General features: G+C 42.5%; 10 protein-coding genes and 1 tRNA gene. 2 read left to right on the top strand and 9 right to left on the bottom strand.

From position 1 onward, the window contains the following. Positions 1-124: 124 nt before the first annotated feature. The 8 genes from typA to gdhA form a co-directional block, all read right to left on the bottom strand. Positions 125-1,969 carry a translational GTPase TypA gene (gene typA / locus PVE40_RS04250; protein WP_274730646.1) on the bottom strand — a complete coding sequence of 615 codons (1,845 nt, stop codon included), beginning with the start codon at positions 1,967-1,969 and terminating at the stop codon, positions 125-127. A gap of 189 nt (positions 1,970-2,158) precedes the next feature. Then, positions 2,159-2,935, bottom strand: coding sequence for an inositol monophosphatase family protein (locus tag PVE40_RS04245; protein WP_274730645.1), 777 nt, complete (start codon positions 2,933-2,935; stop codon positions 2,159-2,161). Between the two features lie 8 nt (positions 2,936-2,943). Beyond that, on the bottom strand, positions 2,944-3,240 hold the full coding sequence (locus tag PVE40_RS04240) for a UPF0223 family protein (protein WP_274730644.1): 297 nt from the start codon (positions 3,238-3,240) through the stop codon (positions 2,944-2,946). Positions 3,241-3,331: 91 nt separating this feature from the next. Next, complete coding sequence (lpdA, locus tag PVE40_RS04235; protein ID WP_274730643.1) at positions 3,332-4,738, bottom strand: dihydrolipoyl dehydrogenase; 1,407 nt, start codon at positions 4,736-4,738, stop codon at positions 3,332-3,334. Positions 4,739-4,745: 7 nt separating this feature from the next. Continuing rightward, entirely contained in the window at positions 4,746-6,389 is a 1,644-nt protein-coding gene (locus PVE40_RS04230; RefSeq protein ID WP_274730642.1) for a dihydrolipoyllysine-residue acetyltransferase, read from the bottom strand. 103 nt (positions 6,390-6,492) lie between these two features. Continuing rightward, entirely contained in the window at positions 6,493-7,470 is a 978-nt protein-coding gene (locus PVE40_RS04225; protein WP_274730641.1) for an alpha-ketoacid dehydrogenase subunit beta, read from the bottom strand. Positions 7,471-7,472: 2 nt separating this feature from the next. Next, entirely contained in the window at positions 7,473-8,582 is a 1,110-nt protein-coding gene (gene pdhA, locus PVE40_RS04220; protein ID WP_274730640.1) for a pyruvate dehydrogenase (acetyl-transferring) E1 component subunit alpha, read from the bottom strand. A 539-nt stretch (positions 8,583-9,121) separates the two neighbouring features. Then, positions 9,122-10,468, bottom strand: coding sequence for an NADP-specific glutamate dehydrogenase (gdhA, locus tag PVE40_RS04215; protein ID WP_274730639.1), 1,347 nt, complete (start codon positions 10,466-10,468; stop codon positions 9,122-9,124). Positions 10,469-10,611: 143 nt separating this feature from the next. On the opposite strand from gdhA, the gene def reads away from it, so the two are divergent. Together def and PVE40_RS04205 are read left to right on the top strand one after the other, a co-directional pair. Next, positions 10,612-11,172 carry a peptide deformylase gene (def, locus tag PVE40_RS04210; RefSeq protein ID WP_274730638.1) on the top strand — a complete coding sequence of 187 codons (561 nt, stop codon included), beginning with the start codon at positions 10,612-10,614 and terminating at the stop codon, positions 11,170-11,172. 99 nt (positions 11,173-11,271) lie between these two features. After that, positions 11,272-12,549 carry a Y-family DNA polymerase gene (locus PVE40_RS04205; RefSeq protein ID WP_274730637.1) on the top strand — a complete coding sequence of 426 codons (1,278 nt, stop codon included), beginning with the start codon at positions 11,272-11,274 and terminating at the stop codon, positions 12,547-12,549. Positions 12,550-12,773: 224 nt separating this feature from the next. Here PVE40_RS04205 and PVE40_RS04200 read toward each other — a convergent pair. Continuing rightward, positions 12,774-12,846 (bottom strand) — tRNA-Ala (locus PVE40_RS04200). Positions 12,847-12,880 lie beyond the last annotated feature (34 nt).

Genomic DNA, 12,880 nt, shown 5'->3' with positions numbered 1-12,880 from the left:
CAGCTAACAGTTCCTACTGCCAAGCCTGTAGTGGACTTTCACCACCAAGTTATCGCCCATGCTGGGCGCACAACAAAAAAGCATGCCCTCTCCGAAGAGAAGCACATGCTTATTCAATCTACTATTAGTTTTCTTCTGCTTTTTTCTTACGTTTCGCTGATTTTTCTCTTTCGTTCTTATCGAGAATTTGTTTACGGAGACGAATGCTTTCTGGAGTAATCTCACAGTATTCATCTTCACCCATAAACTCAAGCGATTCTTCCAATGTTAGTGTGCGCGGACGCTTGATAACGTTGGTTTGGTCTTTTGTAGCAGAACGAACGTTGGTTTGTTGCTTCGCTTTGGTGATGTTTACTGCAATATCATTTTCACGAGCATTTTCTCCTACAATCATTCCTTCGTAAATAGCAGTACCTGGTTCGATGAAAATAGTACCACGATCTTCGATTTGCATGATTCCGTAAGTAGTTGTTTTGCCTGTTTCAGTTGAAACAAGAGCACCATTACGACGGCCGCCAATTTTACCTGGCAACTCTGGCAAGTATGCTTCAAATGTATGGGACATAATTCCGTATCCACGTGTCATGGAAAGGAACTCAGTGGAATAACCAATCAAACCTCTAGTAGGAACAAGGAAAATAATTCGAACTTGTCCGTTTCCACTGTTTTGCATGTCTTGCATTTCACCTTTACGAAGGCCTAGTGATTCAATTACAGAACCCATATACTCTTCAGGGGTGTCGATTTGTACACGCTCAAACGGCTCACATCTCACACCATCAAAGGTTTTCACGATAACTTCCGGACGAGATACTTGTAACTCATATCCTTCACGGCGCATATTTTCAATCAGAATGGATAAATGAAGCTCTCCACGTCCAGATACAACCCATGCATCTGGGGAATCCGTGTTTTCTACCAATAAGGAAACGTCTGTATGAAGTTCTTTCATAATTCGTTCTTCTATCTTACGAGCAGTAACATACTTTCCTTCTCTTCCTGCAAATGGAGAGTTATTCGTTAAGAATGTCATTTGCAGCGTTGGTTCATCGATATGAAGTACAGGAAGTGCTTCTTGATGGTTTAGTGGAGTGATTGTTTCCCCTACGAAAATATCTTCCATCCCAGAAACAGCAATCAAGTCTCCTGCTTTCGCTTCATCAATTTCTACACGGCTCAACCCGAAGAAACCGAACAACTTCGTAACACGGAAGTTTTTAACAGATCCGTCTAATTTCAGCAAGGAAACTTGGTCCCCTACTTTAATCTTTCCACGGAATACACGTCCAATCCCAATACGACCTACGTAGTCGTTGTAATCAAGTAGCGCCACTTGGAATTGCAATGGTTCTTCTGAATTATCGATTGGTGCTGGAATATGTTCCATGATCATGTCAAAGATAGGATCCATTGTTGGTTGTTGTGCACTTGCATCGTCTGATAAGCTAGAAGTTCCGTTGATTGCAGAAGCATATACAACTGGGAATTCTAGTTGCTCATCGTCCGCTCCTAGTTCAATAAACAACTCTAATACTTCATCCACTACTTCAGCAGGACGAGCAGTTGGTTTGTCAATTTTATTTACTACTACGATTGGAATTAGTTTTTGATCCAAAGCTTTTTTCAATACAAAACGTGTTTGCGGCATCGTACCTTCATAAGCATCCACAATCAGTACCACACCATCGACCATTTTCATAATCCGTTCTACTTCGCCACCGAAGTCCGCGTGTCCTGGTGTGTCTAGAATGTTGATGCGTGTTCCTTTATAGGATACAGCCGTGTTTTTTGCTAGAATTGTAATTCCACGTTCTTTTTCAATATCATTGGAATCCATTGCACGTTCCGCTAAGTCTGTCCGTTCATCCAATGTGTCGGACTGTTTCAATAACTCATCTACCATTGTTGTTTTACCATGGTCAACGTGGGCGATGATCGCTACATTGCGGATATCATTTCTTACTGTCATTATTTTCCTCCAAATGTTTACTTGCCAAAAAGAAAGACCCTTGCATCCATTCGTCTAAGGGCCATTGAATCTTACTTGAAATAGTTGCTACAATATTGTTGATATACGGATACCTTTTTTAACTGTTCTATTGTATCACGGCATTACCTATTTGGAAAGAAAAAACACGAATATGAAAATATATTGTTATTAATTGATAAAAGTCTTCACAATTTCTTTATGCGCTAGTGGATTTGCGATTAAAATAGCGTTTTTCTTCATTAAATCAATCGGTTCTCCCGTCCGTTGCGTGAAGGTAAGACCTAGTTCCTGCGCCATCACATATCCAGGGGCGATATCCCATGTTTGTAGGGGTGTGGTTACATAGGCAGAAACGCGGTTCATTAACACCTGCACCATCTCTAATCCTGCAGATCCGATTAAACGAACGCCGAGCGCTTCATCAATTAATTGTTGTGCTTCTTCCATTTCAGATAGGGCCATTTTGGTGTTAATCGCGAGTAGACCTTCTTTTAACGGATGCTCTTCTATCGGCTCAAGGCGGCGTTCGTTACAATAAACACCCTCTCCTTGAACGCTATAATACACGTCTTCATGAATGACATCATTGATAAAGGCCAGTACCCCTTCCCCATCCTTAAATAAGGCGAGCATGGAGCAGAAATTACTTTTCTGCTTCACATAATTCAGCGTACCATCAATCGGGTCAATTACCCAGATGAATCCATCTAAGTCATTAATCTCATCATAGGTTCCTTCTTCTCCATAGATTTTGTGGTCAGGAAAATGAGCACGAATTTTTTCGACATAGAAGGCTTCGATGGATTTATCCATTTCCGTCACCAAATCACTTGGATTAGTTTTTTCTTCCACTTTTAATGAAGTATTTTGCAATGATTCACGCAGTAAATCGCCTGCTTCTTCTACCCAACCTTTTACAAGCTCTGCCATTTCTTTGTAATTCATTCATCTACCTACTTTCTTTTTCCATGTTGTGTCGGACTCATCTTGACCATGTCCCGTTCTGTCTCTCGTGCCATTTTCACTACTTGATACAAGGAATAGCCGGACTCTTTTTCAAAAGCATTTCCGTAGCGTTTTTCTTCTCCCTTAGAGGGAACCACTTCCTTGAAATGAAGATATCTCGTTAAAAATTCGTCTTTGCGAATTCCTTTTTCGTAGGCCATCTCTACTGCGACCCATAGCTGAACCACCGTGTTCATTTCCTCTGGTGTCCAATCCAAATCAATCGGATATTGATAATCTTGCATTGATTTTCTCCTTTTGCTTCTCTGTCTTACCTCTATCATATGAAAAAGAGGCCCTGAAAACAAGTTCAAGGCCTCTTAAAAGTTTATTCGATTAAATGTGGATTGGTAGTCCCAATGCCAATTCAGAAGCGTCCATTACTGTTTCGGACAAGGATGGGTGAGAATGAATCGTCAATGCGATATCTTCTGCGTTCATGCCGGATTCAATTGCCAAACCTAGTTCAGCAATTACGTCACTTGCGCTAACTCCCGCTACTTGTGCACCAACAATTAGGTTGTCTTCTTTTGTTGTAACTAAGCGAACGAAGCCTTCTGTTGCGTTTAGAGACAATGCACGTCCATTACCAGACAATGGGAATTTCGATGCTTTGACTTCAAGACCTTTTTCTTTTGCTCCTTTTTCAGTTAAACCAACTGTTGCCAATTCAGGATCTGTAAAGGCAACTGCAGGCATTGCAACATAATCGATTGCTGCAGCTTTACCAGAAATTGCTTCAGCAGCAATTTTAGCTTCGTAACTTGCTTTGTGAGCAAGTGCTGCGCCTGGAGTGATGTCTCCAATTGCGTAGATGTTTGGCACATTTGTACGTCCTTGGTTATCTACTTTAACTAATCCACGTTCAGTCATTTCAACACCAACAACTTCCAAACCAAGATCATCTGTGTTTGGACGACGACCAACTGTTACCATTACGTAATCTGCTTCAAGTGTTTCTTCTTTTCCAGCAGCTTCGTACTTCACAGTTACGCTATCGCCATTGTCAATTGCTTCTTTAGCCATTGCATTGGTAACAAAGTTAATGCCTTTATCTTTGAACGATTTTTCTACTAATTTTACCATGTCTTTTTCAAACGATGGCAACAATTGAGGAGAACCTTCAAGGATTGTAACTTCTGCGCCTAGGTTTGCGTAAGCAGTTCCTAGTTCTGTACCAACAACGCCACCACCAACAATAACAAGTTTCTTAGGAACTTCTGTCAAGTTCAATCCACCTGTTGAATCGATGATCCGTCCGCCAAATTTGAAACCTTTGATTTCGATTGGACGGCTACCTGTTGCAACAATTGCATTGTTGAACGTGTATGTTTGTGCAGCATCTTCCGTGAACACACGTAATGTGTTTGCATCATTAAAGAATGCTGTTCCCATGATGATTTCTACTTTGTTTTTCTTCAACAAGTATTCAACACCACTTGTCAACGTTTTAACAACTTTATTGTCTTTCCATTCTTGCGTTTTTGTGAAGTCTAACTTCACGTTTTCAGCCGTTACACCAAAGACAGCAGAATCTAGTGCTTCTTGGTAACGGTGACCAGCAGCAATCAATGCTTTTGAAGGAATACATCCAACGTTCAAACAAACACCGCCGATGGAGTCTTTCTCGATGATTGCTACTTTTTGACCCATTTGTGCGGCACGGATGGCAGCTACATAGCCACCAGGTCCGGAACCAATCACAACTGTATCTAATTCAACTGCGAAATCGCCTACTACCATTCTAAAATCATCCTTCCATCAATAGTAATTCTGGGTCAGCTAACAAACGTTTGATGTTGTTCAACGCTTTTTGAGCAGTTGCGCCATCAATTGCACGGTGGTCATAGCTCAATGAAAGCTTCAATACGCGTCCTACAGCAAGTTCACCGTCTGCATTTACGATTGGTTGTTGAGCAATTGTACCAATACCCAAGATCGCCACTTCAGGATGGTTGATAACTGGAGTAAACCAGCCGCCACCTACAGAACCTACGTTACTGATTGTGATGGAACCATTTCTCATTTCATTTGCTGCTAGTTTGCCATCGTGAGCTTTTGCAGCCAATTCGTTGATTTCATCAGCAATTTGGAACATACCTTTTGAATCAGTGTCTTTTACGTTTGGTACGAATAGACCTGCATCTGTATCGGTTGCGATACCGATGTTAAAGTAATTTTTGTAAACAATTTCTTGTGTTGCATCGTCAATAGATGCATTCAAGATTGGGAATTCACGCAATGTAGCAGTCAATGCTTTCACTACGTATGGCAAGAATGTCAACTTCGTACCGCGTGCTGCAGCAACATCTTTGAATTTCTTACGGTGATCCCAAAGTTTAGATACTTCTACTTCGTCATGGTGTGTTACGTGTGGAGCAGTATGTTTGCTATTCACCATTGCTTTCGAAATAGCTCTTCTCATTGGAGTCATTTTTTCGCGCGTTTCCATTTCAGCCACGTTTGAAGTGTATGGTTGAGCTGGAGCTGCTTCTTTTGCAGGTGCTGCGGCTTGTGCTGCAGGAGCTGCTGTTTCTTGTGTTTGCGCTGGAGCCGCTGTTGGTGCAGATGCTTGAGAACCAAAGTTGTCGATATCTTCTTTCGTGATACGTCCGCCTTTGCCAGTGCCGTTTACTTGCGTAATATCAATGCCTTTTTCACGAGCATGTTGACGTACAGATGGCATAGCCAAGATACGACGGTTAGGATCTACTGCCGCAGGAACGCTTCCTTGTCCTTCAGCAACTGGTTTGTCATAAGATACAGGAGCTGCTGCTGGAGTAGCAGGTTGCTCAGAGCCGCCAGCTGGAGATGCATTGTTATGTCCTGGAGCATCGATTTCTACCAATACGTCACCAATTGTTGCTACAGTACCTTCAGCAGCAACGATGCGTACAATTGTACCAGTAACTGGAGATGGGATTTCTTCAACGGATTTGTCATTTTGGATTTCTACCAATGTGTCATCTTCGTTGATTGTGTCGCCTTCTTTAACTGGCCATGATGCGATTTCACCTTCCATAATTCCTTCACCTAGTGCAGGTAATTTGAATTGGAATACGCCGCCGCCTGTTGCAGGTGCTGCTTCTTGTGCAGGTGCTGCCGCAGGAGCTGCTTCTTCTGCAGGAGCTGCAGTTTCTTCATCTCCTTCGTAACCTGGAACATCGATTTCTACCAATACATCACCAATTGTTGCTACAGTACCTTCAGCAGCAACGATTTTCAGGATTTTACCGGTAACTGGAGATGGAATTTCTTCGACAGATTTGTCGTTTTGGATTTCCACCAACGTATCGTCTTCGTTAATTGTGTCGCCTTCTTTAACTGGCCAAGAAGCAATTTCGCCTTCCATGATTCCTTCGCCTAGTGCAGGCAATTTGAATTTAAAAGCCATTATTTTAACATCCCTTCATTTAGATCTTCGTTCGTCTTCACAATAGAAGAGAAAATACAGTTCTAAAGCAGAACCGTATTTACTCTCATCTCATTCATTCTGATTAGAAGTTGTATACTTCTTTAATTTTGTTTTCGATGTCTGTTGCGTTTGGCAACCAGTCATTTTCAGCTTGTCCGAATGGGAATACTGTATCAGGAGCAGCAACACGTCCGATTGGAGCTTCCAAGGAAAGAATAGCACGTTCTGAGATCTCAGCCATTACCATTGCACCAACACCAGCTTGACGTTGTGCTTCTTGAACAACTACTACGCGTCCTGTTTTTTCAACAGAAGCGATGATTGTTTCTACGTCTAGAGGAGCGATTGTACGCAAGTCCACAACTTCAACAGAGATTCCTTCTTTTTCAAGTTTTTCTGCTGCTTTCACTGCTTCACGAACCATTGCACCGTAAGTGATAACCGATACATCTGCTCCCTCACGAGTAATAGCCGCTTTTCCTAGTGGAACAGTGTATGCTTCATCAGGAACTTCCTCACGGAACGAACGATATAGTTTCATATGCTCTAAGTAAACAACTGGGTCGTTGTCACGGATTGCAGAGATCATCAGACCTTTTGCATCGTAAGGGTTTGAAGGGATAACTACCTTCACACCAGGAGATTGTGCAATCAAACCTTCTAGGTTGTCAGAGTGCAATTCTGGAGTGTGTACGCCGCCACCGAATGGGGAACGAACAACGATCGGCATTTGACGAGTTCCGCCCATACGGTAACGGTAACGAGCCATTTGAGCTACGATTGAATCCATTACTTCAAATACGAATCCGAAGAATTGGATTTCTGGAACTGGACGGAAACCTTCTAGCGCTAAACCGATTGCTAGACCACCGATACCAGATTCTGCTAAAGGAGTATCGAATACACGGTCTTCACCAAATTGTTCTTGGAGTCCTTGAGTAGCACGGAATACACCTCCGTTTTTACCAACGTCCTCTCCAAAAACCAAGACATTTGGATCATTTTCAAGTTCATGTGCCAACGCATCTGTGATGGCTTGAATCATTGTTTTTTGTGCCATGATTATTTATTCTCCTTTGCTTCAAAAATTGCGATTTGTTCTTTAATGTTTTGACCTGGCTCATCGAACATGTTCTTCAAGAATGTAGAAACTTTTTGTTTTGGAGCTTGGTCAGCTTCTTTGATTGCATCTTTAATTTCTTCTTTTGCTGCTTCAATTACTTCGTTTTCTTTTTCTTCAGACCATAGTCCTTTAGCGCTCAAATATTTACGCATACGGATCAATGGGTCTTTTGCTTGCCAGCCTTCTAGCTCAGCAGTATCACGGTAACGAGTTGGGTCGTCTCCAGATAGAGTATGTGGACCAAAACGGTAACAAATTGTTTCAATTAATACAGGACCGTTTCCGGCAACAGCGTACTCACGTGCTTTTTTCGTAACAGCGTAAACGGCTAGGATATCCATACCATCTACTTGAACCCCTGGGATTCCAGCTGCTACAGCTTTTTGAGCTAGTGTTGGAGCTGCAGTTTGTACGTGACGAGGAGTCGAGATTGCCCATCCGTTGTTTTGTACAACAAAGATTGCAGGAGCTTTGAATGAACCAGCAAAGTTGATTCCTTCGTAGAAGTCCCCTTGAGAAGTACCACCATCACCTGTATAAGTGATTGCAACGTTTTTCTTCCCACGTTTTTTAAGACCAAGAGCTACTCCAGCGTTTTGGATGTATTGTGCACCGATGATGATTTGTGGTGGCAAAGCATTCAAATCTTCTGCGTAGTGGTTTCCTTGTTCATGTCCTCTTGACCATAGGAAAGCTTGTGTTAAAGGTAGACCATGTTTAATCAATTGAGGAACATCACGGTAACCAGGTAGGAGTACGTCCTCTTTTTCGATTGCTGCGATACTTCCTAGTTGACTTGCTTCTTGACCAGCAGTTGGTGCATAGAAGCCCAAACGTCCTTGACGATTCAAAGCAGTAGAACGTTCATGAAGGATCCGGGACCATACCATATCTGACATAAATTGAACTAATTCTTCATCAGAAAGATCTGGCATAAGGTCAGGATTTACAATCGTACCTTCCTCGTCCATGATTTGAACCATGCGAAAATCAGTGTTCGACGGGTTCAGTAATGCGTCAATATCAATGTTCGTTTTCTTTGTAGCCATGCTAACACATTCCTCTCTTTTCCTTGAAATTTCATCTGGCGATGATCTTTTGTACAGCCTGACGGAACTGTATTATTTTTGTTACTTCACCCTCTTAATTTACCACTGAGACGTCCGTAATGCAAGGCTGAGACGTTTATTTTTTCTTATTTCTCTGTTATCACAACAATGAAAACGATTGACACACCCTCTTTTGTTAAAAAATGAACGAATTGAAAACGATGTATTTTTTGTTTCGTTCTATTTTTTCTTCCTCATACTCCCTCATTTTGATGTGAACCTTCTGTTACAACCACCTTTTCGAACTGTATTATATCTATCATCGAAATCTACATGATATCTTCTTAAACATAGGGACAGGCCAGCTTTTCTGCTGTTTCTTTCTTGTGAAATTCTCATTTTACTTTCTCCTTGTTTTCTCTTTTACCAGAGAGCATCGAAACAACTTGTTCGTTTTATCACAAAAAGAAGATGAGAAAATTCTAATTAAAAAGAGCAGGAAAACAGCTGTTATTTCCCGTTTCCTGCTCTCTTTCTACTTAAACAATCCCCTGGAAAATCATGGCATCTGCCACTTTAACGAAGGATGCGATGTTCACACCCGCTAAATAATTGCCATCCATTCCGTATTCTTTCGCTGTTGTTTCTACTGTAGCAAAAATGTTCTTCATAATCTCTTGTAATTGCTCATCAACTTGCTCAAAGGTCCAGTGACCATGTTGCGCATTTTGTGCCATTTCCAATGCACTGGTCGCTACGCCGCCAGCATTTGCTGCTTTTGCCGGACCATAGTAGATGTTGTTGGCTTGGTATACTTCAATTGCCTCAATGGTACTTGGCATATTAGCCCCTTCACTAACACAGTATACATGGTTTTCCACCAACTGTTTCGCTTGTTCCTCGTCGATTTCATTTTGCGTAGCGCACGGGAGTGCAATATCATAAGGAACAGCTAAGTTCCAAACACTTCCTTCATGGTAGGCAGCGGATTCTTTTTGTTCTGCATATGCGGTCAAGCGCTCTCGTTGGTTTTCTTTGACGTCTTTCAATAGAGCCACATCTATTCCTGTTTCATCATAGATGTATCCATCTGAATCCGAACAAGCAATGACCGTTCCGCCAAATTCATGAACCTTTTCGATTGCGTAGATGGCTACATTCCCGCTTCCCGATACGACTACTTTTTGTCCGGCAAAAGATTTCCCATTTGCCTGAAGCATTTCTTGAGTATAGTAAACGAGTCCATATCCAGTTGCTTCTGTTCTGCCAAGGCTGCCGTTCATGGCAACGGGCTTCCCAGTAATCACACCTGATTGGGAGCCATTCAGTCGTTTGTACTGACCGTATAAGTAGCCAATTTCTCGTCCACCCACACCAATATCACCAGCAGGAATATCTTCTAACGGTCCAATATACTTTTGCAACTCAGTCATAAAGGATTGGCAGAAATTCATGATTTCTACGTCTGTTTTCCCTTTAGGATTAAAGTCAGATCCGCCCTTTCCTCCGCCAATTGGTAATCCGGTCAAGCTGTTCTTGAAGGTTTGTTCAAACCCCAAAAATTTCAAGATACTTTCTGTTACGGAAGGATGGAAACGAAGTCCACCTTTATAAGGGCCTAGGGCAGAATTAAATTGTACCCGGAAGCCTTTATTGACTTGGATGCGTCCGTCACGGTCCACCCAAGGAACACGGAACGTAATAATGCGTTCTGGTTCTACAAGGCGCTCCAAAATATTCCACTTCATGTACTGAGGGTTCTTTTCTAAGGCTGGTTCAATAGTATCGAATACTTCTTTTACCGCTTGCAAAAATTCGCGCTGATGTGGTCCCCTTTTTTCTACTTTTTCATACACTTCGTTCAGATATTCTCTCGCTGTCGCCATAGAAAGACACCTCTTTCTCATTTTTTTCTCATTTTGTTATTTTACCGTGTTTTATGCCAAATAACAACAAGATTTTCTTTCGCTTTTTCACAAAACTTATAGTAAGATAAATTGATGAATAGAATCAAGAAAGGATGTCTGTCATGATTACGATGAATGATATCGTTCGAGAAGGTCACCCTGCTCTACGTGAAGTCGCAGAGCAAGTTTCCTTCCCGTTAACAAATGAAGACCAAAAATTAGCCAAGGATATGATGACTTTTTTGAAAAATAGTCAAGATCCTGAATTGGCAGAAAAGTACGAGTTACGTGCCGGCGTTGGACTCGCTGCACCTCAGTTAGCTATTTCAAAACGCATGATTGCCCTCCTGATTCCGGGTGAGTACGAAGATGACCCGCCAGAGTTAGAAGAAGTGATGTTCAACCCTAAAATTGTTAGCCATTCGGTCGAATCGGCGTGTTTGAAAGACGGAGAAGGATGCCTTTCCGTAGACCGGGAAGTCCCAGGTTTTGTCGTGCGTCATAGCCGCGTTACCGTGACGTACCAAGATCGAGAAGGAAAATCATTCAAGAAGCGTTTCAAGGGATACCCTGCCATTGTCATTCAGCATGAAATTGACCACTTGAATGGGGTCATGTTCTATGACTATATCAATGAGAAGAGCCCGTTTGATTTAGATGATGAAGTAACAGTAATTGGTTAATTTTTCTTATCAGCTCCTACTTTTTAATGAGTAGGAGTTTTTTGTATTTACAAAAAGAACATATGTTCCTATAATGAAAGTAGTTAGGAGGCGTGGCGCATGATTTATATGGATTATTCGAACGAACCATCGAGAGATATTCTTTGTATTGATATTCAATCCTTCTTCGCATCCGTTGAGGCAGTTCACCGAAACCTTCATCCACGCGATACGTCTATTGCCGTTATCAGCAGGAAGGAACAGGGCGGTGGACTTATCTTGGCCGCCTCCCCTTTTGTAAAGAAGCAGTATGGCCTGAAGACCGGTTCAAGAGGTGACGAAATTCCGCCTCAATCACACATCTACACAGTCGCTCCCCGAATGGCTCAGTACTTAGAAATCAACCAGCAAATCAACCATCTTTACTTACAGTTTGTCGCTGAAGAAGATCTGCATATTTATAGTATCGATGAATCGTTTCTCGATGTTACTCGTTCTCATGCTATTCATGGAACTACCAGAGAAATTGCCAAGAAAATTCAATATGCGATTCATGAAAAATTTGGGTTGATTGCTACGATTGGAATCGGCGACAATCCCTTGTTGGCAAAGTTAGCTTTGGATGAAGAGGCAAAGAGTAACCACCCTTCCTATCTAGCAGAGTGGCGCTATAAGGATGTGAGCGATAAAGTATGGGGAATGAAGCAGCTGACGGATATGTGGGGGATTGGTGTCCGCACCGAACGAAGATTATTGAAAGCGGGCGTCTCTTCTATTCATGATTTGGCTCAAGCTGACATTCATGCGCTGAAGAAAATGTACGGCGTAATTGGGGAGCAACTTTTCTTCCATGCACACGGCATCGATCGCAGCATTCTTTCCAAGCGCTTTTTACCAGCATCAAAAGCCTTCAGTAAAAGCCAGGTCCTTCCACGCGTCTATGTAAATCAATATGAGCTAGAAGTGGTCATTCGTGAAATGGCCGATCAAGTAGCCGCTCGGTTGCGCGCCCATGAAGTAGAGACAAACGTCATTCATTTACGAGTGGGGTTTTCTCCTGATATAGCTGATCCTGGCTTCGCTCATCAAGTGAACGTCCATCCCACTTCCAGCAGCAAAGTCATTATCGAAGAATGCCTGCACATTTTCCGGCGCCACTACCGCGGGCAACCGGTCCGTAACGTCGCCATCAGCTGTGGAAAAGTTGCTCCAAAGTCCTTATTGCAATTTAACCTATTCGAACCACCCGAAAGCACCTTGCTCCAAGAGGAACTAGAGCGAACCGTTGATCGGATCCGGCGCAAGTACGGCTACCCTGCCTTGGTACATGCCAGCAGTTTGACTTCTGGTGCTACAGCAATTAAGCGTGCGACTCTGGTTGGGGGGCATCAGGGGTAAGATAGCCTTCATTGGGGCAAAGAGAAAACCTTGGCATGTAAGCTTGGGAGCTTATGGTGCCAAGGTAGAGGGAATTGTATTACAAGAATATATACTTTAGAAATAGCCATCTTACAGTATCTTATTCCTCTTCTGCCCCATTCCTGCCCCACGAACAAAAATAAATAAAAAGAAACGTTGATACAACAGGCCTAAAAGTCTGTTGGATCAACGTTTCTATCGTATGGAGACAAGGGGGATCGAACCCCTGACCTCTTGGCTGCCAGCCAAGCACTCTCCCAGCTGAGCTATGCCCCCGTAATTGGTTGTAGCAGCTTTCATTGCCACAACC

The sequence above is a fragment of the Jeotgalibaca caeni genome, from assembly GCF_028863945.1.
GTDB lineage: Bacteria > Bacillota > Bacilli > Lactobacillales > Aerococcaceae > Jeotgalibaca > Jeotgalibaca caeni.
This window is presented reverse-complemented; position numbering and strand designations above follow the sequence as displayed.